Source organism: Halobacterium wangiae (genome assembly GCF_021249345.1).
Classification (GTDB): Archaea; Halobacteriota; Halobacteria; order Halobacteriales; family Halobacteriaceae; genus Halobacterium; species Halobacterium wangiae.
Map to the genome: position 1 here is coordinate 385,741 of NZ_CP089588.1, position 24,081 is coordinate 409,821.

Below are 24,081 nucleotides of genomic sequence, written 5' to 3' on the forward strand. Positions count from 1 at the left end.
CTCTGCGGACTCGAACCCCGGAACGGAGCGTCGCTCAGCTCGGGGTGACCTGCTCGCAGCCGATTTTCGTGCGGGCGTTCACGACGCCCGGGCCGGCTCTCTCGAGTGACGTCCCGTCAGACGCCTCGAACGACTTCTCGAACCCCTGGCTCGGGCTGTCACAGGCCGGGTTCTCTCCGGTCGCCGCTGCCGGCGCCACACCCACGCTGCCGACTACCAGCGCGAGGACCAGTCCCACCACTACAGCGTTCGTCGAGTTCATCGTTACACGTTGGCTCGCCAGACGGTTAAGGATTCGCTGGAACGCCGGGAGAGTGGCGCGTTCGGCTCCACTGTGCCCGACGAGAGAGACGGACTGGACACCGACGTGGTGCCCGGAGTCACTCGTCCGCCGACCCCGCCCTCCCGGAGTCGAGCGGCCGGAGTTCGATGCTGCCACCGCTGCTGACGGTGGCACGGAACCCCTGGCAGTTCACGGTCACCTCGACGAGGCCCGGTGGTGACTGGAGGACCTCGTCCAGCGCCTCCGTGTCGAAGCAGTCTCCGAGGGGAGCCAGCGCGAGCGAGTCGATCCCCTTCGCCTGCGCGACCGCCTCCACGAGGGCGAGAGACGGCTGGTCGCTATCCATCTCGTCGACAGTCCAGTGCGTCTGGCGGTCCGCGTCGTCCGACACCGAGTCGTTATCGTCGCGATTCGGGACCACGGATTACGCGTTGACGCCCTGCGGGCTGTCGTTGCAGTCCCGGAGCGGGCTGAGCGTGAGCAACCCGTCGTCCCGGACGGTCACGTGGTGCCCGTGGAACTCGAAGGAGAGTGTCCCGTCCGCGTTCTGGCCACCGACGTGGTCGTCGAGGACGGCCGGGTCGACGGTGTAGTACAGCGGACGCATCTCCAGGGGGCCGTCGTCCGTGAGCGAACTGAGCGCGAGGACGAGAGTGGTGCTGACCGCCCAGGGGCTGTCGTGCTCGTGGCGCACCTCGTAGACACCCGTCTCTGGATCGAACTCCGGTCGGACGTCTGTCGTGTGGGTTGACAGCATGGCTGAATTGGAACTGAGTAGCCGCTTCGTGTACTTGTATTCGCCGTTTCAGGAGTGGAATAGAATCCACGCGGTGGACGGCTGCCAGTCCTGGGTCCCGTCGGACCCGTGGTTGCCAACCCACCGCGGGGGACACGCGCAATCCGTGGGACAAACCCGGGCCGTGAGAGCAGCGGCGGGTAGCAAGGCTGGCGGCCCGCTCCGCTCGACGGCGGGTCCAGCGCCGAAACCGGAGCGTCGGCAGGACTACAGTGACACTGGGTCCGCGTCCGAGATGTGCCGAGAGTAGACGTCCTCGGCCCACGCCACGGCGGCGGGGTCGTCGCACTCGACGAGGATCTCCGCGTTGCTGTTGGCGTTGTGTGCGGCCATCCCGACCTTCTCCTCGGAGATGAACAGCTCGAAGGGGAGCCCGTCGTGGGCGTAGACGTCGAAGTTCCCAGTGGTGATGGTCTCGTAGGCTTTCTCCGGGTACTCCGCGAGCATGATCTCGATGACCTCCCTGTCGAATATCGCCTCGATCTCCATCCCGTCCATCATCTCGCGGTAGCCGACGTCGACGTAGACCGGCGAGATGACCGTCGAGAACATCCGGAGCCGTTCCGCGTCCTCGATGAACTCGATGATCCGGTGGATCGTGGCGTGGGGCTGTCTGGCCTTCCGCCGGACGACCGTCGCGTCGGTGAAGTACTCGACGGGGACGGTGCCGGCGTGACCGTCGATGGAGTTCAGGAACTTGTCCAGTGAGAGCGCGGCGGCCGTGTGAGTGCCGAAGGCCTCCGTCTCCTCCGTGACCATGGTGCCGACGCTGGTCAGACGGTACTCGCCGCCGGACTCCTCGACGAGGTCGCGGTCCTCGAGGGAGTTGATCGCCCGGTGGAGCGTCGACCGGGACATGTCCACTGACTCCAGGAGGTCGCTCGTGGTCGCCGACCCCGAGCGGAGCGAGCGCAGGAGTGGTCGTCGTCGGACCACTTCCAGCAGGAACTCGTCGATATCGTCCGGGGAGACGCCGTCCTGCGGGCAGTGGTCCAGTTCCTCTGCCGTACCCCCCTCCTCGCGACTGTCGTCGACGAGGTCGGTCCCACCGTCGGCGACGAGGACGTCGTCTCGTGGTGTCTCGGCGGTCATTTCAGCCCCCTGCTCATGAGGTGGTACTCCATCACCGTCTCGATGCCGTCGAGGTACGAGCCGACGTCGACGGACGCCAGTTCCCCCTCGAACTCGCGTGCGGCGTCACGTTCCTCGGTCCACTGCCTGAGGAACACGTCCTCGACGTCGTGGTCGTGGATCGTCCCGATGATCGCGCCGACCTCGTGTTCCCCGCCGTCCGCCCTGGACGCCCGCAGTTGCTCGGGCGAGACCAGTTCGTGTTCGAGCGCGTGCGCGACGACCCCCGAGGTGAAGTCCCCCTCGGCGACCTCGCGCTCCCAGGTGGTGACCCAGTTGCCGATCCGGACCATCCGCTGGGCGCGGTCGACCACGCGGCGGAGCGTCGCCAGGTCGGCCCGGTCGAACTCCGGGGAGTAGGCGAGGTCGACGTCGACGAACCCGAACAGCATCATGTTGTGTGCGTCGTAGGTCTGGACCTCGGACTCGGTGACGGCGTCGAGGTTCTGGTTCGCCAGGTAGGAGTAGTCCATCGCGTTGACGACCTGCTTCAGGTCGAACTGGACGATGTCCGCGAACTCGGCCGACCGCGGTCCGTCCCGCAGTCGCGCCGAGAACTGGTCCCAGACCTCGCTCGCGAACGCCAGGGCGTCGCGGTCGACGCCCTCGCGGGCGTAGTTCGTGGACTGGTGTTCGAACGGGAGTTTCGCGGCCTCGTCGAACGTCGCCCACTCCATGTGTTTCTCGGCGACGTCGTCGAGGACGCTCACGAACAGCAGGCCGAGCAGTTTGGCGTCCCGCGAGTGCTCGGCGTACTCGGGCGGGACAGTGGAGAGCGTGAACTTCGGGAAGAGGTGGTGCGCCCACTTCCAGAGGAACCGGTCCCGGTCGCCGATGAGCGTCTCGTAGCTGTCGACCAGGGGGCGGACGTGCTCGGGGAGTGGGTGGTTCTGGACGCGCTCGAGGGGAGCGCTCGACTGTTCGCCCGTCGGGGGCGCCAGTGGACTGTCTGTGGACTCCGTTTCTCGAGTGTTCATGGCTGTTCGTGGCGCTTGTCGGCCGCCTCGCTGGCGGCCAGCAGCGACTCCAGTGTCGCCGACTCGTGGTACTCGACGGTGCCAGCGACGGGGTCGTAGGTCACGACCCCCGCGGCGTCCAGTTTCGGCAGGTGGACGTGGTGGAGGTCGGTCGTGACGCGGACCCGGTGTGTTCTCGGTCCCGTCGTCGGGTACTCGCTCTCGACGGCGATGGCGAGCAGTTCGTCGAACGGTACAGCCCCCCGGGGATGTGCCGCGAGATACGAAACGACGGTGCGGCGACGCGCACTCGCGAGGAGGCGGTGCAACTCGTCGATCGGGATATCCCCGTCCTGGGGCTGGCTCTGCCCGCTGACTGGGGACACGGGAGTATCCCTCCCGGTGGGACTGTCGTCACTCATGCGACTCTGGGCAGACTACGGAAGGGGATAACCCTTCTCTGTAGGTCTGGGCTACTTCCGCCGAGAACCGCGGAAAGACGACCTTACTCGGCCGTTCGGGGCAGTCGACAGTGACCCGTAACCCGCCTCTAGACGCCGGCGAGCGGTCCTCCACACCGCGGTCGGTACGGCGACGGTCCGGCGGGCGCGTTCGACGCCGGGCGGGTCAGTTCCGGTCCAGGCGGCTGAGTCCGTGCCAGATGGCGTTGACCATCCGTTCCTCGCCGTCGCCGTCGGCGTCGTCCCAGCCACGGGCGAGGGCGTCCGTCAGGGCGTCGAGGTCGTGGTTCTCGAAGTTGTTCATCCCCCGGAATGCCTCCAGGGAGTCCCGGGCGTCCCCGTCGAAGTCGGCGGACGGCTCGCCGTCGTAGAAGCCGAGGTCGGCCAGCGTGCGCTGGACTGCTTCGGCGGTTGCGCCGTCGAGGTCGACGAACTCCTCGGGGTCCTCGCGTTCGAGCAGCGTGATGTCGTAGATGCGGAACACGCGCTCCAGTTCCGCGATGGGCGTCTCGTGGTCGTCGACGCGCACGTCGATCCAGCGGTCGTTCTTCCCGTCGTAGCCGCCCTCGGGCTTGGCGACGTACAGCGCCGCCGACTGCTCGCCGCGCTGGTCGCCGCCCGCCTCGTTGCCGGCGTAGAGGGCGGCGATCAGCTTCTCGGGGAGGCCGCCGTCTGTCTCCTCGAAGGCGTCGGCCATCGCGTCGACCGTCTCGCGGTTCTCGAGGATGTTCCCCTGGACGGTGTACTGCTCGCCCTGCCGGTCGCTCGCGTGGTCGAAACACTCCTCGCCAGTGAACGCCGCGACGGAGCCGTCCTGCCCGACGACCCCCACCTGGCGCTGCTCGGCGTCGTCGTCCTCGCTCGTGAGGCGATCGACGACCTCCCCGGCGGTGTGGCCCTCGCGCAGGAGGTCGAGGCCGTCCGGGCCGTAGGCGACGTTGGCGAAACTCTGCGTGGCGACCGCGCCGGCGTCCGCGCTGACGAACGGGACGACGGCGCCGACGCCGACGAACTTCGACTGCACGGCGACGCCAACGGCGTCCGTCTCCGGGTCGCGGGCGACGATAGAGAACGTCATGCGCGTCGGGTCGCCCGCCGCCGCCAAAAGCCTACGGCTCGTCCACCCCCATTGCCGCCACCTTGCGTGCCGTCAGCGGCTGTCGGCTCGCGAGTTCGCAGGCGAACCCGGGATGTTCGACGAGGTGCCACAGCACCATGTGGCGGCGGCCCGCAGTGAGCCCGCTCGCCGAGAGGTCCTCGGCGGTGAACTCCTCCGGGAGCCGGTCGAACAGCCGTCGCAGGCACGCGAAGCCGTCGAACACTTTGCGGTTGCCCGCGGAGTCGGCGCCCCGGCGTGCCACGACGTAGCTGCCGTCCGCGCGGTGTTCGCCCGTGGTGTTGAGGAACACCTCGCGGGCAGTCAGTGCGTCCTCGAGGGAGTCCCGTAGCTCGTCGGCGTCCTCCCGCGAGAGAAGCAGTTCCTCGCCGTCGACAGTCAGTACGACCCGGTCGCCCCGTCGCGTCGCCGTGAGTTCAGGCGAGCACTCGGATTTCTCGACCAGCCACGTCACCGTGGCTTACTCTATCCTCGGCGGCCGGAGTCTGTAGCGGTTGACTCGGCATCGTACACTCTGGTTTCCGGGATTCGTACATAAGTCCGGCGGTGGTACAGACGTGACCGAGTACCATTGCCCTCCACTGGCACGTGCACCGGGGAAACACACTTGTCGCGCCACTGGGATGAACGCTCGATGCCCTACTGTACCGCCTGTGGACGGGACGTAGAACCGTCGCTCGACTCGTGTCCCGACTGCGCGACGGAGCTCCGCGTGGGGTCTGCAACGACCGAGGACGAGACACGAGCGGGCCGAGAGAACACCGGGAATCGCCGACCGGCCGAGCAGTCCACGTCGTGGTCGCGCGCGAGGCAGGTGGCTACTGTCGGTGCCGTCGTCGGCATCGCCGCGTCACAGCTCACCTGGTTCCGGGTGAGCGAGCCCGCTGTCCAGCTGTCCGTCGTGGGAACGGACGGCGGCGGGATGTGGACGCTCGCCGCCGCCGCTATCGTCCTCGCGCTCTCGGTCAAGCAGTGGGAGCACAGGGGCCACGTCGCGACAGTCGCCCTCGGTGCTGGCGTCGCCGTCTACGCGCTCGCCCTCGTCAACGACCCCTACTTCGGGAACTCCCTGGGCGCGTTCGCGGAGAGCGGCGCCGGACTCCTGGTCTACCAGGTCGTCAGCAACCCGCCGAGTGGGTACTCTATCGGGTTGCTCCTGGAATCCATAGCGCCTGCCGAGGGCGTCTACTGGACGGCCGCGGCCGGCGCCGCGATGGCCTGGGGTGGCGGCCGCGAACTGCCGGCCGACGGCTGACGAACGCGTTCTGGACGGAGTGGATGTCGTGCGGCCCGGAGTCGTACTGACTTCGGTGTCCCGACGAGTATCGAATCGCTAGACGGCCCGGAATCAACTGTGGCAAACTACTATCCGGTAGTTGCCCGAACGTCTGGGCATGAGTGAGGACTCCGGCAGGGAGGTCGTTCACCGAGAGCTGGACCCGGAGCGGGGCGAGCCGAACGTACAGATCGCCGAGATCGTCGCCGAACTCAAGGACACGGACGCGTCCGAACTGACGAACATGTACAGCTGTATCGACCACACCATCGACCACATCTTCTCGAACCCGCCGTCGCCGGAGGCGGACGTCGAGGTCAGGTTCAGCTACGAGGGCAGTCGCATCACGGTCGAACAGAACGGGACCGCAACCATCGAACAGCGCCAGTAGCCGGCTATCGCCTGGTGGCTGGCGCCGACGCCGTCACTGGAACCCGCGTCCGACGTCGTCCTCGTCGACGAGGTCGTCGAGTTCCTTGTCGAGGAGTTCGTCGGCGTCCGCGAACTCGTCGGCGAGGTCCTCCATCCGGTCGGGCCGGCCGTACGGGTCGTAGTCCATCGGGCCGAACGCCGGACTGTCCAGTGCCCCCATCACGTCCTCGAAGAACGCGTCGGGCGTGGTCGGCGCGTCGGCGTGCGCCTGCACGACCTGTTCGAGTTCGCTCACCTTCTCCTCCGCTTCGTCCTCGTCCTCGATGGCCTGCTGGACCGCGAACCGGCCGGCGTCGTCGTCGGGCAGGAAGTCCGCGAGACCGTCGTCGACCTTCCGGGCGACGCGCGCCCCCACCCCACGCACCTCGAAGGGGTTCTTCGCGTACGTCTTCAGGTGGTAGACCCCCTGCGAGGGGTGGCCTAGGTAGAAGTCCTCGCCGACCCCCGAGGCGCGGTCGCCAGCCACCGCTCGCCAGTCGTCGGGGTCGGCGCCCGAGTCCACCACGTCCGAGACGATGTCCTCCCAGTCCCGTACTCGCATCGTGTCTCCCTATTCACGGCGTGGCCTTAAGCAGTCGCTTCGTCAGTCTTCGTTGCCTGAACTGGATTTTCGACCCTTCTAGTGTCGTTTACTCCCGAAAGCCCTCAGCGCGCACGACTCGGGCGGCTCGCTGCGCGCGTCACTCGCTACCGCTCGTTTCCGTGCTTGTGTCGGCGTGCTTCCCGTAGCCACTCGCCCCCTCCTGGGAGTCAGAGCTGCTACGTCCAACGAGGCCAGCGGGTCCGGCTCCCGTGACTAGGAGCGACACCGTTATTCGACGTCCCTCCCACACCTCCTCCGTGAACGTCCGGGGCGAGGTCACCGACGTCGGCGAGACCAGGTCGGTGAGCACGCAGTACGGCGAGCGCGACATCCTGGAGGTGCGCGTCCGTCCACCCACGGAGGCCGACTCGGTGCAGGTCACCCTCTGGGGGAAGTGGACGGAGACCGCCGACTACCTCGAACCGGGGATGGAACTGCTCCTGACCGAGGCGGAGGAGCGCGAGTGGAACGGCGAGACGCAGTACGCGACGTCGAAGGAGTCCTACGTCGTGGTGGAGCCGGACTTCCTCGTGGACGTGACGAACATCCGGTCGTTCGTGCAGTGTCCGCGGCTCTACTACCTGAACAAGCTCTCGGGACTGCCGCTGAAGTACCCCGTGACGAAGGGGACCATCGTCCACGAGGTGTTCGGCGACCTGCTGCGCGGCCGGGACCTCGACGACGCCATCGACGAGCGCGTCGACGAGGCGGGCCTCGAGTTGGGGCTGCTCGGCCGGGACCGCGAGGAGGTGGAGGCGGACGTGCGCGCGAACGCGTCGGCCATCGAGGGGTGGCTGAAACAGGGCCACTTCGCGGAGGACGGCGGCACGGAAGCGGACGACGACTGGCAGGCGGGCGACGACTGGCGCTCGGAGTACACGCTCATCTCCGAGCGGTTCGGCATCAAGGGGCGCTGTGACGCCATCCGGCGCGGGATGCCAGTCGAACTGAAGACCGGGAAGAACACGAACCGCGACCCGCGGTTCCACGACAAGGTGCAGGCCGCGTGCTACGCGCTGATGCTCGACGAGCGTGGCGTCGACGCCGACACCGGCACGCTGCTGTACACGAAGAACGCGGCCGTCGAGCGCGGCGAGGAGAGCGGCGACCTCTCGCCCGCCAAGGAGTTCTCCATCGGGAAGGGGTTCCTCGACTTCGTCGTGCGCCAGCGTAACCACCTCGCGGCAATCGAACACGAGGGCGAACCGCCGACGGGGTTCGAGGCGGACGCGAAGTGCGAGTACTGCTTCGAGCAGGACACCTGCATGGTCGTCTCCGGCCGCCTCGACCAGGAGTCGAAGGCCGGCCAGCTCGGCGAACCGCTCCCCGGGGAGGAACGCGACTACTTCGACGAGATATACGCGGCAATCGAGCGCGAGCGCCGCGCGGTCCACGACGAGTACCGCAAGCTCTGGGAGCAGACCCCCGAGGAGCGCGCGGACGACGACCGCGCGGTCATCGACCTTGAGCCCACGGGACGGGAGGAACTCGCGGACGGCCGGTGGCGGCTCACCGCCGACCGTCCGAGCAGCGCCGCGTCGAAGATCCGCGAGGACGACCGCGTGCTCGCCTCGGACGGCAACCCCGTCACCGGCACGGCGGAGATGGCGCGCGTCGAGCTGCTCGACGAGAATCAGGTAGTCGTCACCACCGACGAACCGGTCGAACTCCGGCGCCTCGACGTCTACCCCTCGGAGTTGAGCGTCGACCGGATGCTGACGGCCCTCCACGACGCGCTGCTGAAGGGCGACCAGCGCCGGAAGGACGTGCTGTTCGACCGCGCGGGCCCGGAGTTCGCCGACGAGGACCACGCGAAAATCGACAACAACGAGGCGCAGAACGCCGCGGTGAACCGGGCGCTGAACGCCGAGGACTTCGCGCTCGTCCACGGGCCGCCCGGCACCGGGAAGACGTACACCATCGCGACGCTCGTCCGGGCGTTCGTGGAGCGCGGCGAACGCGTGCTGCTGTCGGCGTTCACGAACCGCGCGGTGGACAACGCGCTGGAGGCGCTCCGCGAGCAGGGGTTCGAAGATATCGTCCGCGTCGGGACGTCGACGGGCGTCCGCGAGGACATGGAGGACCTGCGGCTGAACCAGTCCGGTGACCCCGCCGAGCGCGCGCGAGCACTGGAGAGCGCGGACGTGGTGGCCGCGACCACCTCGACGTCCGGCTCCCGCGTGATGCGCGAGCAGTCCTTCGACGTCGTGCTCGTCGACGAGGCGAGCCAGCTCACCGAACCGGACACGCTCGCGGCCATCAACCGCGGCGAGCGGTTCGTGCTCGTCGGCGACCACGAGCAGTTGCCGCCGGTCGTCCGGTCGGGCGGTCGGCTCTCGGAGTCGCTGTTCCAGCGCCTCGTCGAGACCCACCCGGAGGCCGCCGTGATGCTCGACCAGCAGTACCGGATGAGCCAGCGCATCCAGGCGTTCTCCTCCGGGGAGTTCTACGACGGCCAGCTCCGCCCCGCAACGGCCGACGTCGCCGGCCAGACGCTCGCCGACGTCGGCGTGGAGACGGGTGGCGCGGTCCAGAACGGAGTGACCTTCCACGACGTCGAGGGGACCGACGACGCCCACGTCGACCCCGTGGAGGCCGAGCGCGTCGGTGACATCGTCCGGGAGTACGTCGACGCCGGCCTCGACCCGGCGGTCGTCGGCGTCATCGCGCCGTTCCGCGCGCAGGTCGCGGAGATCGGCCGCCGCGTCCCGGAGGGCGTCTCGGTGGACACCGTCGACCGCTTCCAGGGCTCCTCGAAGGAGGTCGTCGTCGTCTCGTTCGTCGCGACCGGCGCCCTCGACGGCCCCATCTTCGAGGACCACCGGCGCGTCAACGTCGCGCTCACCCGCGCGAAGAAGAGCCTCGTGCTCGTCGGCGACGAGACGGCGCTCCGGTCGGAACCGCTGTACGACCGGATGGTCGAGTGGGCGTCGCTGGACTGACTCAGTTCGTGACGACGAGTTTCCCGACGCTCTCCCTGTTCTGCATCGCGGCGAACGCGTCGCCGGTCTCGTCGAGCGGGTAGGTCTCTGCGACCTCGGGTTCGAGGCGTCCGTCCGCGACTAGGTCCACGAGCGTCTCCAGGTCGGCCTGCGTCCCCATCGTGCTGCCGATCACGCGCTTGTGGCCGAGGTAGAGGTCGGGAACGTCGATGGTGGACTCCGTTCCCGCGGTCCGACCGCAGACGACCATCCGACCGCCGCGGCGGAGGACGTCCAGGCCGACCTGCGTGTACTCGCCGCCGAGGTGGTTCAGTACCGCGTCCGGCGTCCCGATCACCGCGACGTCCTCGCGGATGGCGTCGGGGTCGGTCCCCTCGACGGCGTGGTCGAGGCCGAGTTCGGTCGTCCGGTCGAGTTTCTCCCGCGACGAGGACGTCCCGACGCTCTGTGCGCCGAACACGTCGGCGAGCTGGACGGCGGCGACTCCGACACCGCCGGTGACGCCCGGCACGAACACGAGGTCGTTGGGGCCGACCTGCGCGCGGCGGAGCATGTGGTGGGCGGTCATGTACGCCGTCGGCACCGCGGCGGCCGTGGTCGCGTCCACGGAGTCGGGGAGCGCGACGAGACGGTCGGCGTCCACCAGTGCGGCCTCCGCCAGGCCGCCGTGGTAGAGTGAGAAGTTCTCGCAGAGGTTCTCCGGCCCCTCGCGGCAGAACCGGCAGACACCACACGTCTCGTTCGGGCAGAGCACGACGCGGTCGCCGGGTTCGACGGCCGTCACGCCCTCGCCTACCTCGCGGACCGTCCCGGCGACGTCGAGGCCGCTGACGAACGGCAGGTCGTCGGCGTCGACCATCGCCGAGTCGCCCTCCAGAATCCAGAGGTCGTGGTGGTTGATGGCGCACGCTTCGACGTCGACGACCGCCTCACCGGCGTCGGCCGTTGGGGTCGGCTGCTCAACGACGGAGACGCCGTCCGGACCCGTCAGTTCGGTGAATGCTGCGACTCGCATCGACTCGACCTACGGCCGACTGGCGGATAGAGGTAGGGGCTACGGCAGGTCGCGGACTCGCGGGCGACCAGGAAGCGTCCTGCCGGGACCCCAGTCCTTTTTGCGACCCGTCCCGGACTGCTCCAGCAATGGAGGAGGCGAACGACTACGACGGCGTCCGGGAGGAGTCCGGGCTGTCTCCAGTCCCCGCGGAGGTCGACGCCCTCGCGTTCGACGAGCGACCCGACGAGGGGGCGGCGAGCGAGGCGTTCCAGGCGCTCGCCAGCGAGGTCCGCGTCGCGGTGCTCGTCCAGTTGGCCCGTGCGGAACACGACAGTTCGGGCCCCCAGTCGTTCGCAGAGATACAGGAACTCGTCGGCAGCGACAGTTCCGCGCGCTTCGCCTACCACCTGCGGCAGCTGGACGGCCAGTTCGTACAGAAGACCCCGGAGGGCTACGTGCTGACCCCCGCCGGGCGCCGGGCAGCGGCCGCCGTCCTGGCCGGTACGTTCACCGACGACGGCGACCGCCGCGCTAGCTGACGCCGCGTTCAGTTCTCACTCCGTCTCCGCGTCGAACGCCGCTTCGAGCCGGTCGTCGGCCACTACTTCGTACCCGTCCGCAGTGACGGTCGCCACCTCCACGTCGTCGACCGAGAGGTCCTCGACGGCAGTGTCGAGCCCCAGGAGTGCCAGGGAGAGCGCGTCGCGCTCCGTCAGGGGTGGGGCGTACTCGTCCTCGAAGCGCTCGATGGCGTCGCCCGCGCCGTGCCCGACCGCGTCGGCGCGCCACTCGCGGGTCGCCCCCGAGGGGTCGATCTCGAACAGCTGCGGGCCGTCGTCGTAGCCGCCGACGAGCAGCGCCGTCCCGTACGGGCGCGCGCCGCCGGTCTGCGTGTACTCCTGGAGGTGGTCGGCCACGCTCGTCGTCAGCGCGTCGACGCTCGCCGCCTCGCCGTACCGGACGTGTTCGTCCTGCGCGCTCCGGCGGGCGAGGTCTACGAGTCGGCGCGTGTCGGCCGCGTGACCGGCGCTCCCGATGGCGACGTGGTCGTCGACGGCGAACAGCTTCTCGACGCTACCCGGGTTCACGAGCGGCGACCGTCGAGGGACGTGGGAGGCCAGTACGACGCTGTCCTCGCCGCGGACCCCGACGACCGGGGAGCCCTGCTTCACCGCCTCGCGGGCGTACTCGACCTGGTAGAGTCGGCCGTCCGGCGAGAAGATGGTCGTCCCGCGGTCGTAGGCCTGCTGGTCGGCGTTCTGCATCAGGCCACCTCCGAGACGCCGTCGAACTCGTCGAACGCGACGCCCTCGCTCGTTATCGTGGCGACGGTGAGGCCATTCCCGCTGGCCGTGTCGCGCTCGCTGGCGCTGGCTATCGCCTGCGCGGCGACGCTCCGGCCCGCCTCGGCGGTCAGGTCGTCCTCGAAGTGCTGTTCGAGCACGCCGTACGCTAGCTGCATCCCGCTGCCGCCCGCGGCGTAGCTGTCCGAGAGGACGCCACCGCCGCCGTCGAGGCTGAAGACGTGGCCGCCGTCCTCGTCGACGCCGCCGAGCAGCGGCGTGACCTGGAGCGGGGCGCTCCGGAGGACGTTTCCCGCCAGCGTCGCGAGTGCGGTCATCGTCAGGTCCTCGCTCCGGCGGTTCTCGTAGAGGCGCGCCTCCGCCCGCAGCACCCGGACGAACTGCTGGATGTGGCCCACGGCGCCAGACAGTGCGGCGGCTGCGGTGGGGTGGAGCTGTTCGACCTTCTGCGTGCGCTTATTCGTGACGAGTCGGCCGCCGACGCTCGCCCGGCGGTCGGCCGCCATGACGACCCCGTCCGCCGTCGTGAGACCGACGACCGTCGTCCCCGTCTCCGCCACGCTGTCCTCGACGGGCGCCGGTGCGGCCTCGAGTGTCGACGGGTCTGCCTCGTGGATAGGCGGCCATCCCTGCCGTGGGTCCCGGGCCGTCGCCGTGTTCGACTGGTGAGTGTTCACCATGGGAGGAAAGCGGGACGCCACCCCCATAACTGTAATCTAAATTATATTTTAGTGCGGGGCGCTGTCACTCCCCCCACTCGTTTATGTCGTGGCCGCACAACTTCTTCGACGATGCAGGAACTCGTCTCCGAGGCAGTCACGAGGTCGCTGCTGGCACTGGCTGGTTCGGGCGTCGACGTCACCGTCGGCGAGGGACTCGCGGGCGGTGCCGTCGGGGCGTTCCTCACGACGCTCGTCGTCGGCGCCATCGCCGTCGCCGTATTCCCCGAGCGCACCGAGGCCCTGATGGAGGCCGTCCTCGACGACCCCGTCGGCTCGTTCGCCTACGGCCTCCTCGTCTCCATCGCGCTGTTCGTCGTCGCCGTGGTGCTCGTCCTCACGATCGTCGGCATCCTCGTCGCGATTCCGCTGCTGCTGGTCGCGTACGTGCTGTGGGCCGCCGGTGCGGCCGTCGCCTACCTCGCCATCGCCGACCGCCTGGTCGGCCACGAGGATGGCTGGCTCAAAGCGCTCCTCGTCGCGGCAACCATCAACGGCCTGCTCGCGGCGACGGGCGTCGGCGCCATCGTCGCCGTCTGTATCGGCATCGCGGGGTTCGGCGCCGTCCTCCGCCCGTACCTCGGCTGACACCGCTGGCCTCGTCTGCTACTCGTCCCCGACCTGCTCGCGCACGCGCTCGTGGAACTCCCGGAGCACGGCGTCCTCGTCGTCCGCGAGCACGACGTCGCTGGCCGACAGCGTGGCGAGGCCGAACGACAGCGGCGACGGGGACGTGAGCGACGTCTTCCGGATCTCCACCTCGCCGGCCTGCACGCGGGCCAGCACCTCCGTGACGCCCGCGAGGTCGAGTTTGTCCTCGACGAGTTCGCGGTAGGTCTCCTCGATGACAGCGAACTCCTCTAAGTCCTCGGCGAAGCCGAGCAGCATCTCGCTGGCGACCTGCTGCTTGCTCGCGGACTTCTCGTAGCCCTTGTAGCGTTTCAGGATGAGCAGCGCGCGCGTCGCGTTGATGCGGAAGTACCGCTTCAGGAGGTCCGTCTCGCGGAGCGCGCGCCGCAAGTTCTTGCGGGCGTCCGCCGGGTCGGTCTTCCGCAGGAGGCCCGTCACGTCGACCTTCCGGTTGAGCGGCATCGACAGCGTGAACCCGTTGTCCGCCACGGAGACGGCGACGTTCGCGTTCGCCTCGTTCGCACAGCGGTAGGCGAGCAGTCGCGAGAGACCGTCGTTGAACCGCCGGCCGTACGGCGTGCGGACGTGGTAGCGCCGCCGGTACTCGTCGCGGTCCTTCACCTCCTCGACGGCGATGCGCTCGGGCGTGCTCACGCTCTCCGTGCCCGCGTACGCCACCTGGTCGTCGTACATCCGGGCGAGCGCGCGGACGGCGTCCCCGTCGATGGGGAACTCGCGGAGCCACCGCCTGACCGCCGCGGGGCCGCCCGCGTCCATCTTCTTGAGGAGTTCGCCCTGGAAGCGCGCGATCTCGCGGCCCAGGTCGTAGGACAGCGGGAGGCGCTCGGAGAACCACGACGGCACCGTCGCGCGCTCGCTCGTCCGGTCGACGTACACCTTCGACCCGCGGCGGTAGCGGTAGGCGAACCGGTCGCCGCCGAGCACGAACACGTCGCCCGCCTCGAGCGTGTCGAGGTAGCCCTCGTCGAGCTGGCCGACCCAGTCGTCGTCGCCCCGGACGTAGACGTTCACAGTGAAGGAGTCCGGGATAGTCCCGATATTCTGGAGGAGGATGGGGCGCGCGAGTCGGCCGCGCTTCCCGACGAGGCGTTCGCCGACGTCGAAGTCGGGGTAGTGGTGTTCACCCTCCGGGGCGTCGTTCTCGTCGCGCCACACCTTCGCGTAGACGCGGCGGTCCTCGAGGCCGTCGTAGTCGGCGGTGAGGTAGCGCAGCAGCGTCTCGTACTCGTCGTCGCCGTACTCCCGGTAGGGGTACGCCGACCGCAGTGTCTCCAGCACCTCGCTGTCCCGCAGCGGCCCCTCGATGGCCATCCCGTAGACGTGCTGGGCGGCGACGTCTTGAGCGCGCTCGGGGATGTGGACGCGGTCGACGAACCCGCGCTCGGCCTGCCGGAGCATCACCGCACACTCGACGAGTTCGTCGCGGTCGAGCGCGATGACCCGACCCGTTACCGTCCGGCCGGGGCGGTGGCCCGCACGGCCGACGCGCTGGAGCAGGCTGGCGACGGACTTCGGGGAGCCGACCTGCACAACGAGGTCCACGTGGGGCATGTCGATGCCGAGTTCGAGGCTCGTCGACGTCGTGGTGACGTCCAGGCTCCCCTCCTTCAGCCGCCGCTCGACGTCCTTCCGACGGTCCTTCGAGAGACTGCCGTGGTGGCAGGCCGACCGCTCCTCCCCGACGATGCCGCGCTCGCGGAGGTTCTCCAGGACGCGCTCGGCGCCCGACCGCGTGTTCGTGAACACGAGCGTGCTCTCCGCGCCGCCGACGAGGTCACCGAGTTCGTCGTAGAACGCGTCGTTGATGGCCCCCGAGGAGGCGTTCACGAGGTCCGGGCGCGGACAGTGGAGTTCGAGGTCGTAGTCGCGGGCGAACCGGGCGTCGACGAGTTCGCAGTCCCGCGCCGCTCCCTGCTCGTCGAAGCCGACGAGGAACCGTGCGATGTCCGACAGCGGTTCGACCGTCGCCGAGCAGCCGATGCGCGTGAACCCGCCCGCCAGCCGCTGGAGGCGTTCGAGGCTCACCGAGAGGTGGGTGCCGCGCTTGGAGTCCGCGAGGCTGTGTATCTCGTCGACGACGACGTACTCGACGCGCTCCAGGCGCTCCCGGAACTTCGGCGAGTTCAGCAGGATGGCGAGCGTCTCCGGCGTCGTGTTGAGGATGTGGGGTGCCTCCTCGAGCATCTGCTGGCGCTCGTAACTCGTGGTGTCGCCGTGGCGGATGGCCTGTCGAACGTCGGTCTCCACCCCCCGGTCGGAGAGGTTGTCGGCGATGCCCTCCAGGGGTTCGGCGAGATTCCGCTCGATGTCGTTGGCGAGAGACTTCAGCGGCGAGACGTAGAGGCAGTAGACCCCGTTCTCGAGGCCCTCCGTGCGCTCGCGCTCGAACAGTTCGTTCAGGATCGCGGTGAACGACGCGAGCGTCTTGCCGCTCCCCGTCGGCGCCGCGACGAGCGCGTTCGCGCCCTGCTGGACGAGCGGAATCGCCTCGCGCTGTGGCGGCGTGAGACAGCCGCCGTCCTGGGTCGGCGGGCCGAACCGGTCGACCCACCACTCCCGGACCGCGGGGTCGAGGGCGTCGAGAATCTCGCGGTCGGTCGCGCCCGACCCCGCCAGCGCCTCCGACTCGGTCGCCATTCCTGTCGTCGTTGGGTCCCGGCCGACAAGTGTCTGACGCCGGTCGGAGTACGTGACAGTTACCCCGGGGCGGTCCGGGGTTCGACCGGCGCTCTCGCGACGGCGTAAGCCGACCGTACGTCCCCGTCCTCTCGGCCGTCCGAGAGTTCCCGTTCTGTCTCCACGATGCCAGCGTCAGAACCGCTCGCCGAGCACGTCCTCGGCTGGCTGCTCGAACGGCCGGCGCGCGTGCTCGCCCACCCGGTCGAGGCGAGCGACTTCGAGTTGCTCGCACACGCCGTCGACACCGACCGGGAGTAGCGTGCCGAAACCGTTACCCGGCGCGCAGTCCGGGGTTCGAGTATGCGACTGACGTTCCTCGGCACCGGGAGCGCGATGCCGACCGGCGAGCGGATGCAGACCGGGTTGCTGGTGGAGAAACCCGGAACTCGTCTGCTCGTCGACTGCGGCAGCGGCGTCCTCCACACGCTCTCCCGGACCGACGTCGGCTACGAGGGCGTGGACACCGTCCTGCTCACGCACCACCACCTCGACCATGTCAGCGACCTGCTCGTCCTGCTGAAGGCGCGCTGGCTCGCCGGCGAGGAGTCCCTGACCGTCGTGGGACCGCCGGGGACCGAGGACCTCGTGACCGACCTGCTGGACGTCCACGACTACCTCCAGGGACGCGTCGACCTGACGCTGCGCGACGTCGAACCGCCGCGCTTCGAGGTGGCGGGCTTCGACGTCGAGGCCATCGAGACGATCCACTCGATGGCCGGCTACGCGTACAAGTTCGACGGTGAACTCGTGTTCAGCGGCGACACGGAGGCCCTCGACGGGATGGCGGCGTTCGCCGAGGGCGCGTCGGTGCTCGTCCACGACTGCTCGTTCCCCGACGAGGTCGACGTCGCCAACCACCCGACTCCCACGCAGTTGGGTGCGTCGCTGGTCGACGCCGACGTCGACGACCTCTACCTCACGCACCTCTACCCGCACACGGACGGCAAGCACGACGAGATGCGAGAGTCGATAGCGCGCCACTACGACGGCGACGTGACGTTCGCACGGGACGGGCTCGAAATCGAGATCTGAAGTGATCGCTAGCACGGTTCCCATCCGCAGCCAGAGTCTCGACGTAGAACAGAACAGTCGGTACGTCGGACTGTGCGGGTACTGTCTTTAGATATCCGACAATCACGAGCTAGAATTTCGGGAGAAGGCGCGTCGTAGCATGGGTGTGGTACTTACCGGTTCGCCACCTACCCACGTCGAGTACCGATGGCGGCATTCAACACCAGATCCGCGAACAAGATCAGTATCGTCTCGACAGTGATCGACGCGGCGATGGCGTTCGCCCGGGGGCGCAGAAAACAGGGTGTGTTGCTCCTCGGTGCCGCTGCACTCTCCACTCGTATCCCCGGTATCGGCACGGCTGTGTCGATACTCTCCCGGATCGTACAGCGGCTTCGCTGAGTCGGAACTTCGGTTCCCGATGCCGGCTGGGTGCGTGAGGAGTCCCCGCTGACGTGGTGCCAGCGCTACCGGAAGCGCAGCCCTGCTGTCGACTCAGTCCAGCCGGTAGCGCAGCACGGCCGCGATGCCGCCGAGGTTCCGGAGCTGTTCGCCGGGCGCGAACTCGTGGCTGAACACGGTGACGTCCCCGCCCTGCTGTTCGACGTCCGTCACGAGGTCGTTGACGTCGACGTCCCAGTCGCCCTCGCCCGCGCGCTCCATCCGCAGTCGCTCGTCGAGGATGAGGAGGGACTCCACCGCGCCGAACTCCACCGCCTCGGCCACCGCGTCGACGCCGTAGGCGGCCTTCCCCTCGGTGGCAATCTGCGTGGTGAGTTCGTCGATGAGCTCGGACTCCTCGGCGATGCGGGTCTGCTCCTGGACCTCCTCGACGGCGCCGCGCTTGAGCACCTCGTGGACGCCGCGGCCGCCCACCGCGCTCGTGTCCACCATCGTGATCTTGTCCTGCAGGTCGGGGTACTCCTCGGTGACGTAGGCGAGGGCGTCCTGTTTCGTGAACCCGGGGCCAGCGAGGATGATGGCGTCGGCTCGCATGCGCGCGAGCGCGTCGGCGAGCGTCGCGAACAGCTCGTCGCGACCGCGGTCGTTCTGTTCGCCCTTCCCGGTCGTCGCCGTGAACGACCCCTGTTCGTCGACGCCGTACTGCTGGACGACGTGGATGTGGGCCTCGCCCTCCTCGACCGTCGCGATGGCGACGTCCGGCTGGTCGGTGGCCTCGACGGCCTCGTTCAGCCGTTCGAGCTGGTCGGGTTTCCAGTGCTTCTCGACCTCGATCTCCTCGCGGTCCTCGACGTTCAGCGTGTGGTGCATCCCGAGCTGGTCCTCCCGCGAGCAGTCCGCGATGGTGCCAGCGACCCGGAGACGGTTCGAGAACTTGTGGAACTCCACGTCCTCGACGTCGAGGGTGACGAACATGTGCTCGCGCTCCCCGCCCGTGTCCCGCATCTGGTCGTCGTTGCGCTGGATGCGGCGGTGGGTGTCACCCGCCACGAGGTCCCCGGGTTCGAGGACGTACGCGAGGTGCCAGAGGTCGTCGAGGCTCTCGGGGACGAGCGTGATGCGCTCGGCGCCGCCCTCGACCCGCCGGCGCTCCTTCAGTTGCATACGTAGGGGGAGTGGGGCGACGGTCAAGTGTCCTGCTACTCTCAGTTCGGCGAATATCTAGTTGAGAATTGCTCGCTCGCGAGACTGTATAGACTACCCAGAAAGCCCCGGGTGGCTGCGCTCCCGCGGCTCGCTGCGCGCTTCACTCCCTCGCGTTGCTCGGCCGTTCCAGTGCTTGCGTCGCCGGGGTTCGCGCAGCCACCCGCCCCTTTCAGTCCGCCTGTTGCTGGCTGGTCAATCAGTCTGGGTGGGGCTGAAAGGGGCGACCGTCTCGACTCCCGGGCCTCGTTGCGCTCCTCGGCCTTCGGCCTGCGGTGCTTACTTCGTCCGGGTTCGTCGAGACGGCTGGGGCTTTCTTGGTGTTATCACTATCTCACGCAGAACCAAAGCGAAAGCTACCGTGAACCAGCTCTAGTCCCGAATCCGACTCCCACCGGGGGGCATGTACTTCTGGATCTCGTCGGGGCTGGCGACCTTCCGGACGAACGACTGGTCGGCGAACCGCTCGCGGAACGTCCGGTAGATTCGCTTGGCGGCGTCGCCCTGCGCGTACCGGCCGGGTTCGAGTTCGACGAGCGTCTCCACCTGGTCGCGGACCGCCTCGATGGGGCCGCCGAGGACGCGGGTGTTCGGTTCGCAGGCGATGCCGACGGCCCACTCCGCGGGGAGGTCACGGAAGTACGTGCGGTCGCCGCGGATGGCGAACCCGCCCTTCTCCAGGTACTCGCCGCTCTCGGGTGTCTTCGACACCTGATCTGGGGAGACCATGTAGGCGTCGCCGGCGCCGCGGCCGTCCTTCCACACGGAGGAGCAACAGACCGCGAACTGGGCGGCCTGGCGCTTGCTCGCCTCGGGCACCTCGATGTCCTTGGAAGGTTCGCTCGGCGCGGACGTCTTCAGCACCGTGATGGGGCCACCGTGGGCCTGCGAGTGGAAGAAGCGGTCGTAGCGGTCCATGTACTTCTTCACGAGTTCCTCGTTCTGGTCGGCGTTCCGGCCGCCGAGCACGAGGAACCCCTCCGAGGTCCGGAACCAGCGGAACCGCTCGTACCACTGCTCCTGGTTCCGGACGGGAACGGACGACCGGGAGAGCCAGTCGACGTCCGCCATCTCGTCGTCCTCCGCCTCGTCCGGTTCGTCGGGTTCGGCCTCCCACTCCTCGCGGCGCCGCTTCGCGGCTTCGAGGTCCCCGCGGGTGTTCTCGATGGCTTGCCGGGCGCCCTCGCGTTTCTCCTCGATGCGCTTGGCCTCCGTGTAGATGCGGTCGGCGTTCTTCTCGACGCCCGACTCGGGGTCGAGTTCGACGGTGTGGTCCTCGATGCGCACGCGGACGGTCCCTTTGGACTCGTTGACCCCGAGGAAGACGTCCGCGCCGGGCACGTCGCCCGCGGCCTCCTCGAAGCGCTCGGCGATGTCCTGCCAGCCGTGGCCGGCGTCGCGGGCGTCCGCGACGACCCCGAGCAGTTCGTCGACGAGGTCGTAGTTGCCGTACAGCAGTTCGGCCTTCTCGCGTTCGGCCTCGGCCTGCTCCTCGAAGTCGTCGATGGCCTGCTGTTGCTGTTCGATGATGCGTTTCTGTTTCTCTATCTCCGCCTCGAAGTCCGGCCGCGAGACGGCCTCGCCGCTCTCCTCCTCCTCGGTGGTGTCGAGGTTCGTGAAGTAGTCGTCGAGGGCGTCGTTGAACCGGTCGAAGACGTCCGCCGGGAGCTCCTCGCGCTCGCGGAGCGGGATCGGCGTCACGTCGACGCGCTGGCCGCGGTTCGGCGCCCCGTCCTCGTCCTCACCGTCCTCTCGCTCGAAGTACACACGCGGGTCGAGTTCGCCCGCGCGGATGCCCTCGAAGAGGCGCGTGCTCTCGTCGTAGAGCACGCGGAACTCGTCTTCGTCGGCCTTCCCGATGTCCTTCGTCTTCTCGACACCGGCGCGCGTGCAGAGTTCCTCGGCGTAGAGGCCGCCGAAGTTGAGTTGCGTCGCGAGCGTGCGCACGAGGTCCGTGTCCGACTGGCACATCTTCGCCGCGAACGCCTCGAAGTCGAGGTCGATGGGGTTGACCCGGGCGCTCGGGAAGCCGTACTGAGCGCCCGCCGCGACCGTCCGGGACTGGAGACGCACGGTCTCCAGGCAGTCGACGACCTCGCCGTTCTGGTCGAGCACCGCGACGTTGCCGTCGCCAAACAGTTCCACGACGATGGTGGTGTCCTGGTCCTCGCGGCGGAACTCGAACTCGAGGATGCGGTCGAAGCCGTGCTGGCGCACCTCGTGGAAGTCCGCCCCGGAGAGGCGGTTGCGCAGCATCTTCGCGAAGTTCGGCGGCCGACCGGGGGCGTCCGGGACGTGCTCGGGGGCGGCGACGTGCGCGCGCTTCGTCTCGCCGACTTCGAGGAGGAGTTCGACCCGCCCGCGGTCGAAGTCCCGCATCTTCAGGCGGACGAGGTCGTCCCCGTAGAGGTAGGCCTTGTCGACTTTCGCCCCCTTGTAGTCGTTGAGTTCGGCCGTGAGGGCGACGAGGTCGACGCTCGTCAGCTCCCGCTTCTGGTCCATACCCTCGATTGACACGGGGCGGCCCTCTGCCTTACGGTCCGCTCTCGCCGCCGTCCACCTCCACGGTCAGGCGAGACTCACGTCCAGGTACAGCATCACGACCACGCCGAGCATCAGCCCCAGCGTCGCCACGCGCTCGTGGCCGTTGGAGTGTGTCTCGGGGACGATCTCGTCACTGATGACGAACAGCATGCCGCCCGCCGCGAACCCCATCGCGTACGGGAGGATGGCGCCGGAGATGGAGACCGCGTACGCGCCGAGGAGCACCATCGGGATCTCCACGAGCCCCGCCCGGATGCCCGTGAGGGCGGCGTACGTCGTCCGGTCGAAGCCCGCGTTCACGGCCGCGACGGAGACGGCCAGCCCCTCGGGGATGTTCTGCATGCCGATAGCGAGCATCAGCGCCAGTCCCTCGCCGACGTTCCCGCTGCCGAACCCGACGCCGACCGCCAGCCCCTCCGGCATGTTGTGGATGGTGATGGCGACGATGAACAGGAGCAGCGGCGCCAGGTCGGCCTGCGAGACGGTCTGGTCGGCGCGCTCGCGGCCGGTGATGAGGACGTGCACGTGTGGCACCCAGTGGTCCGCCCGGTCCAGCAGCACGACGCCGAGCGCGATGCCCGCGATGACCTCGTAGAGCCCGTTCTCGCCGCCGAACTCGATGCCGGGGATGATGAGGCTCGTGAAACTCGCTGCGAGCATCACTCCGGCCGCGAACCCGAGCGCGCCGTCTAACGAGCGCTGGGAGGGGTCACGCCACACCACCACGCTGAGCGCGCCGACGAGGTTCAGCCCGGCAATCACGACGCCACCGACGAGCGCTTGCATCACTGGGTCGGTTCCCGCGACGTCCAGGAACCACGCTTCGAGCATGGCGGACGGTGACGCCAGGCCACAATAAAGCCGCCTGTCGGACCGCGGCGTCACCGGCGACCGCGGCCGAGTCCGCTTCCGCAACGCATACTTTCGCCGACACGCTACGGCGACTATGACCGACTCGCTGTCCGTCCTCCTGACCAACGACGACGGCATCGACGCCCCCGGGATACGCGCGCTCTACGACCGCCTGAGCGCGGACCACGACGTCACCGTCGTCGCGCCGGCCGACGAACAGTCCGGCACCGGTCAGACGCGGACCTTCCAGGTGTTCGACTACGACGAACGCGACGTCGGCTACGCCGTCGACGGCACGCCCGCCGACTGCGTCGCGTTCGCCGTCGCCGGCCTCGACGTGACTCCCGACGTCGTCGTCTCGGGTTGCAACGACGGGCCGAACCTCGGCGCACACATCCTCGCGCGCTCGGGCACCATCGGCGCCGCGATGGAGGCCTCCTTCCTCGGCTACCCCGCTATCGCCGCCTCGATGTACGACTGGGCGTTCGACCCCGAGGGCGACTGGGAACCAAAGTACGACCAGTTCGAACTCCCCGCCGAGGCCGTCGCCGACGTCCTCCCGTCGTTCGTCGCCGGCGACCTTCTCCCCACCGCCGACTACCTCTCCGTGAACGCGCCCGCCACCGAACACGCCGACGACCCGGTCAGGCGCGTCACTCGACCCACCGAGCAGTACGAACTCCGGGCCGAGTTCACCGAGAACGGTGTCAACGTCGAGGACCGCTTCTGGCACCAGTTCCTCGAACGCGACGTCCCCGACCCCGCCGGCACCGACCGCCACGCCTGCGTCGACAACGAGATCAGCGTCACGCCGCTCACTGTCCCCCACACCGTCGCCGGCGGCGCGACGGTCGGCGGGTTGCTGTAGCCCGTCATCCGCTGTCGAAGGAGTCAGCGGGACAGACTCGGTCAGTGTTCTACACTCTGTCACGGATAGGTAACGCTCGGTAACCTGACCGCAACGACTATTCCGAAGAGAGCCGCACGACACTGTTCATGCCGCCTGACGAGAACCCCACCGTTGCGGACGCGTACGATACGTTGGCGGAGACGTACGAGACACAGGAGGAGGACCCGTACTGCGCGGACCTGGAGTTCCCTGCGACGACGGACCTCCTGCCGGACGTAGCGGATATGACCGTCCTCGATGCGGGCTGTGGACACGGTCGGTACGCCGAGTGGCTGGTCGAGCAGGGGGCGGACGTCGTCGCCGTCGACGAGAGCGCCGAGATGCTCGAACGGGCGGAGCGACGAGTCGGCGACCGGGCAGACGTACGTCGAGCGGACATCACGGAGCCACTCGCGTTCGCCGACGACGACGAGTTCGACGGTGTCGTCTGTGGGCTCTCGCTCCACTACGTCGAAGACTGGCGAGAGCCGTTCGCGGAGTTCGCTCGTGTACTCCGCCCGGGTGGATTCCTCGTGTTCTCCGCCCACCACCCGGTCGACGAGTACGTCGCGTTCGAGGCCGAGAACTACTTCGAAGTCGAACAGGAGCGGATGACGTGGTCGGCATCCGGCGAGGAAGTCGCGGTCCCGTTCTACCGCCGGCCGCTCTCCGAGGTCGTCAATCCGCTACTCGAGACCGGGTTCGAACTCGACGAACTGGTCGAACCGAAGCCCAGGGAGACGTTCGAGGAGAAGCAGCCGGAGTCCTACGAGAAACGGTTGGAACACCCGACGTTCCTGTGTGTCAGAGCGTCGTACTCGGGGTGACGACTCGGTGCGGACGACCGCACGAT

At 68.6% G+C, this 24,081-nt stretch carries 26 protein-coding genes; 10 read left to right on the forward strand and 16 right to left on the reverse strand.

Translation table 11 applies throughout. The features are described 5' to 3' along the window. Positions 1–34 precede the first annotated feature (34 nt). The 8 genes from LT965_RS02070 to LT965_RS02105 all read right to left on the reverse strand — a co-directional run bounded on the left by LT965_RS02070 (position 35) and on the right by LT965_RS02105 (position 5,198). A complete protein-coding gene (locus LT965_RS02070; protein ID WP_232702353.1) occupies positions 35–262 on the reverse strand; it encodes a hypothetical protein in 228 nt (75 codons plus the stop codon). Positions 263–380: 118 nt separating this feature from the next. Next, positions 381–674 carry a HalOD1 output domain-containing protein gene (locus LT965_RS02075; protein WP_232702354.1) on the reverse strand — a complete coding sequence of 98 codons (294 nt, stop codon included), beginning with the start codon at positions 672–674 and terminating at the stop codon, positions 381–383. A 33-nt stretch (positions 675–707) separates the two neighbouring features. Next, positions 708–1,040, reverse strand: coding sequence for a HalOD1 output domain-containing protein (locus LT965_RS02080; RefSeq protein ID WP_232702355.1), 333 nt, complete (start codon positions 1,038–1,040; stop codon positions 708–710). A gap of 246 nt (positions 1,041–1,286) precedes the next feature. Continuing rightward, the gene (locus LT965_RS02085) at positions 1,287–2,171 is read right to left on the reverse strand and encodes a helix-turn-helix transcriptional regulator (protein ID WP_232702356.1); all 885 of its coding nucleotides are present in this window, start codon (positions 2,169–2,171) and stop codon (positions 1,287–1,289) included. Continuing rightward, positions 2,168–3,187, reverse strand: coding sequence for a hypothetical protein (locus LT965_RS02090; protein ID WP_232702357.1), 1,020 nt, complete (start codon positions 3,185–3,187; stop codon positions 2,168–2,170). Before LT965_RS02090 ends, LT965_RS02085 begins: the two co-directional genes overlap by 4 nt. Then, positions 3,184–3,588, reverse strand: coding sequence for a DUF7344 domain-containing protein (locus LT965_RS02095; protein WP_232702358.1), 405 nt, complete (start codon positions 3,586–3,588; stop codon positions 3,184–3,186). Before LT965_RS02095 ends, LT965_RS02090 begins: the two co-directional genes overlap by 4 nt. A gap of 205 nt (positions 3,589–3,793) precedes the next feature. After that, complete coding sequence (locus LT965_RS02100) at positions 3,794–4,705, reverse strand: DUF1028 domain-containing protein (RefSeq protein ID WP_232702359.1); 912 nt, start codon at positions 4,703–4,705, stop codon at positions 3,794–3,796. Positions 4,706–4,736: 31 nt separating this feature from the next. Further along, positions 4,737–5,198, reverse strand: coding sequence for a DUF7528 family protein (locus LT965_RS02105; RefSeq protein ID WP_232702360.1), 462 nt, complete (start codon positions 5,196–5,198; stop codon positions 4,737–4,739). Positions 5,199–5,378: 180 nt separating this feature from the next. On the opposite strand from LT965_RS02105, the gene LT965_RS02110 reads away from it, so the two are divergent. Both LT965_RS02110 and LT965_RS02115 read left to right on the forward strand, forming a co-directional pair. After that, positions 5,379–5,999: a hypothetical protein gene (locus LT965_RS02110; protein ID WP_232702361.1), complete on the forward strand. Its 621-nt coding sequence runs from the start codon at positions 5,379–5,381 to the stop codon at positions 5,997–5,999. Between the two features lie 139 nt (positions 6,000–6,138). Next, positions 6,139–6,411 (forward strand): HalOD1 output domain-containing protein, encoded by a 273-nt coding sequence (locus tag LT965_RS02115; RefSeq protein WP_232702362.1) that lies wholly within the window; start codon positions 6,139–6,141, stop codon positions 6,409–6,411. A gap of 33 nt (positions 6,412–6,444) precedes the next feature. On the opposite strand, the gene LT965_RS02120 is transcribed toward LT965_RS02115, so the two are convergent. Beyond that, positions 6,445–6,993 carry a hypothetical protein gene (locus LT965_RS02120; protein WP_232702363.1) on the reverse strand — a complete coding sequence of 183 codons (549 nt, stop codon included), beginning with the start codon at positions 6,991–6,993 and terminating at the stop codon, positions 6,445–6,447. 299 nt (positions 6,994–7,292) lie between these two features. On the opposite strand from LT965_RS02120, the gene LT965_RS02125 reads away from it, so the two are divergent. Continuing rightward, positions 7,293–9,977 carry an AAA domain-containing protein gene (locus LT965_RS02125; protein WP_232702364.1) on the forward strand — a complete coding sequence of 895 codons (2,685 nt, stop codon included), beginning with the start codon at positions 7,293–7,295 and terminating at the stop codon, positions 9,975–9,977. Position 9,978: 1 nt separating this feature from the next. Here LT965_RS02125 and LT965_RS02130 read toward each other — a convergent pair whose 3' ends face one another. Continuing rightward, positions 9,979–10,992, reverse strand: a complete 1,014-nt coding sequence (locus LT965_RS02130) for an alcohol dehydrogenase catalytic domain-containing protein (RefSeq protein WP_232702365.1) — start codon at positions 10,990–10,992, stop codon at positions 9,979–9,981. Positions 10,993–11,120: 128 nt separating this feature from the next. Between LT965_RS02130 and LT965_RS02135 the strand changes: the two genes are divergently transcribed. Then, complete coding sequence (locus LT965_RS02135; protein WP_232702366.1) at positions 11,121–11,513, forward strand: ArsR/SmtB family transcription factor; 393 nt, start codon at positions 11,121–11,123, stop codon at positions 11,511–11,513. Between the two features lie 15 nt (positions 11,514–11,528). On the opposite strand, the gene LT965_RS02140 is transcribed toward LT965_RS02135, so the two are convergent. Both LT965_RS02140 and LT965_RS02145 read right to left on the reverse strand, forming a co-directional pair. Then, positions 11,529–12,239, reverse strand: coding sequence for an archaeal proteasome endopeptidase complex subunit alpha (locus LT965_RS02140; RefSeq protein ID WP_232702367.1), 711 nt, complete (start codon positions 12,237–12,239; stop codon positions 11,529–11,531). After that, positions 12,239–12,985, reverse strand: coding sequence for an Ntn hydrolase family protein (locus tag LT965_RS02145; protein ID WP_432419303.1), 747 nt, complete (start codon positions 12,983–12,985; stop codon positions 12,239–12,241). Before LT965_RS02145 ends, LT965_RS02140 begins: the two co-directional genes overlap by 1 nt. A gap of 84 nt (positions 12,986–13,069) precedes the next feature. Between LT965_RS02145 and LT965_RS02150 the strand changes: the two genes are divergently transcribed. Next, the gene (locus LT965_RS02150; protein WP_232702369.1) at positions 13,070–13,585 is read left to right on the forward strand and encodes a DUF8173 domain-containing protein; all 516 of its coding nucleotides are present in this window, start codon (positions 13,070–13,072) and stop codon (positions 13,583–13,585) included. Between the two features lie 18 nt (positions 13,586–13,603). Here LT965_RS02150 and LT965_RS02155 read toward each other — a convergent pair whose 3' ends face one another. Then, positions 13,604–16,285, reverse strand: a complete 2,682-nt coding sequence (locus LT965_RS02155) for an ATP-dependent helicase (RefSeq protein WP_232702370.1) — start codon at positions 16,283–16,285, stop codon at positions 13,604–13,606. A gap of 165 nt (positions 16,286–16,450) precedes the next feature. Between LT965_RS02155 and LT965_RS16535 the strand changes: the two genes are divergently transcribed. From LT965_RS16535 to LT965_RS02165, 3 genes are all read left to right on the forward strand, one after another. After that, on the forward strand, positions 16,451–16,585 hold the full coding sequence (locus tag LT965_RS16535; RefSeq protein WP_269782707.1) for a hypothetical protein: 135 nt from the start codon (positions 16,451–16,453) through the stop codon (positions 16,583–16,585). A 42-nt stretch (positions 16,586–16,627) separates the two neighbouring features. Then, positions 16,628–17,359 carry an MBL fold metallo-hydrolase gene (locus LT965_RS02160; protein WP_232702371.1) on the forward strand — a complete coding sequence of 244 codons (732 nt, stop codon included), beginning with the start codon at positions 16,628–16,630 and terminating at the stop codon, positions 17,357–17,359. A gap of 186 nt (positions 17,360–17,545) precedes the next feature. Continuing rightward, on the forward strand, positions 17,546–17,740 hold the full coding sequence (locus LT965_RS02165) for a hypothetical protein (protein WP_232702372.1): 195 nt from the start codon (positions 17,546–17,548) through the stop codon (positions 17,738–17,740). A 93-nt stretch (positions 17,741–17,833) separates the two neighbouring features. Here the strand turns inward: LT965_RS02165 and LT965_RS02170 are convergent, their stop codons facing one another. The 3 genes from LT965_RS02170 to LT965_RS02180 form a co-directional block, all read right to left on the reverse strand. Beyond that, positions 17,834–18,904 (reverse strand): mRNA surveillance protein pelota, encoded by a 1,071-nt coding sequence (locus tag LT965_RS02170; protein ID WP_232702373.1) that lies wholly within the window; start codon positions 18,902–18,904, stop codon positions 17,834–17,836. Positions 18,905–19,315: 411 nt separating this feature from the next. After that, a complete protein-coding gene (gene rqcH, locus LT965_RS02175) occupies positions 19,316–21,445 on the reverse strand; it encodes a ribosome rescue protein RqcH (protein WP_232702374.1) in 2,130 nt (709 codons plus the stop codon). Positions 21,446–21,511: 66 nt separating this feature from the next. Beyond that, a complete protein-coding gene (locus LT965_RS02180) occupies positions 21,512–22,318 on the reverse strand; it encodes a ZIP family metal transporter (protein ID WP_232702375.1) in 807 nt (268 codons plus the stop codon). Between the two features lie 115 nt (positions 22,319–22,433). On the opposite strand from LT965_RS02180, the gene surE reads away from it, so the two are divergent. Further along, positions 22,434–23,207 (forward strand): 5'/3'-nucleotidase SurE, encoded by a 774-nt coding sequence (gene surE, locus LT965_RS02185; RefSeq protein ID WP_232702376.1) that lies wholly within the window; start codon positions 22,434–22,436, stop codon positions 23,205–23,207. 128 nt (positions 23,208–23,335) lie between these two features. Then, the gene (locus tag LT965_RS02190) at positions 23,336–24,055 is read left to right on the forward strand and encodes a class I SAM-dependent methyltransferase (RefSeq protein ID WP_232702377.1); all 720 of its coding nucleotides are present in this window, start codon (positions 23,336–23,338) and stop codon (positions 24,053–24,055) included. Positions 24,056–24,081 lie beyond the last annotated feature (26 nt).

Coding starts and splice junctions, on each gene's coding strand:
- LT965_RS02070 (WP_232702353.1), bottom strand. CDS start 262: ATGAACTCGACGAACGCTGTAGTGGTGGGACTGGTCCTCGCGCTGGTA.
- LT965_RS02080 (WP_232702355.1), bottom strand. CDS start 1,040: ATGCTGTCAACCCACACGACAGACGTCCGACCGGAGTTCGATCCAGAG.
- LT965_RS02085 (WP_232702356.1), bottom strand. CDS start 2,171: ATGACCGCCGAGACACCACGAGACGACGTCCTCGTCGCCGACGGTGGG.
- LT965_RS02090 (WP_232702357.1), bottom strand. CDS start 3,187: ATGAACACTCGAGAAACGGAGTCCACAGACAGTCCACTGGCGCCCCCG.
- LT965_RS02095 (WP_232702358.1), bottom strand. CDS start 3,588: ATGAGTGACGACAGTCCCACCGGGAGGGATACTCCCGTGTCCCCAGTC.
- LT965_RS02100 (WP_232702359.1), bottom strand. CDS start 4,705: ATGACGTTCTCTATCGTCGCCCGCGACCCGGAGACGGACGCCGTTGGC.
- LT965_RS02110 (WP_232702361.1), top strand. CDS start 5,379: ATGCCCTACTGTACCGCCTGTGGACGGGACGTAGAACCGTCGCTCGAC.
- LT965_RS02115 (WP_232702362.1), top strand. CDS start 6,139: ATGAGTGAGGACTCCGGCAGGGAGGTCGTTCACCGAGAGCTGGACCCG.
- LT965_RS02120 (WP_232702363.1), bottom strand. CDS start 6,993: ATGCGAGTACGGGACTGGGAGGACATCGTCTCGGACGTGGTGGACTCG.
- LT965_RS02130 (WP_232702365.1), bottom strand. CDS start 10,992: ATGCGAGTCGCAGCATTCACCGAACTGACGGGTCCGGACGGCGTCTCC.
- LT965_RS02135 (WP_232702366.1), top strand. CDS start 11,121: ATGGAGGAGGCGAACGACTACGACGGCGTCCGGGAGGAGTCCGGGCTG.
- LT965_RS02140 (WP_232702367.1), bottom strand. CDS start 12,239: ATGCAGAACGCCGACCAGCAGGCCTACGACCGCGGGACGACCATCTTC.
- LT965_RS02145 (WP_432419303.1), bottom strand. CDS start 12,985: ATGGGGGTGGCGTCCCGCTTTCCTCCCATGGTGAACACTCACCAGTCG.
- LT965_RS02150 (WP_232702369.1), top strand. CDS start 13,070: ATGCAGGAACTCGTCTCCGAGGCAGTCACGAGGTCGCTGCTGGCACTG.
- LT965_RS02155 (WP_232702370.1), bottom strand. CDS start 16,285: ATGGCGACCGAGTCGGAGGCGCTGGCGGGGTCGGGCGCGACCGACCGC.
- LT965_RS16535 (WP_269782707.1), top strand. CDS start 16,451: ATGCCAGCGTCAGAACCGCTCGCCGAGCACGTCCTCGGCTGGCTGCTC.
- LT965_RS02160 (WP_232702371.1), top strand. CDS start 16,628: ATGCGACTGACGTTCCTCGGCACCGGGAGCGCGATGCCGACCGGCGAG.
- LT965_RS02165 (WP_232702372.1), top strand. CDS start 17,546: ATGGCGGCATTCAACACCAGATCCGCGAACAAGATCAGTATCGTCTCG.
- LT965_RS02170 (WP_232702373.1), bottom strand. CDS start 18,904: ATGCAACTGAAGGAGCGCCGGCGGGTCGAGGGCGGCGCCGAGCGCATC.
- rqcH (WP_232702374.1), bottom strand. CDS start 21,445: ATGGACCAGAAGCGGGAGCTGACGAGCGTCGACCTCGTCGCCCTCACG.
- LT965_RS02180 (WP_232702375.1), bottom strand. CDS start 22,318: ATGCTCGAAGCGTGGTTCCTGGACGTCGCGGGAACCGACCCAGTGATG.
- surE (WP_232702376.1), top strand. CDS start 22,434: ATGACCGACTCGCTGTCCGTCCTCCTGACCAACGACGACGGCATCGAC.
- LT965_RS02190 (WP_232702377.1), top strand. CDS start 23,336: ATGCCGCCTGACGAGAACCCCACCGTTGCGGACGCGTACGATACGTTG.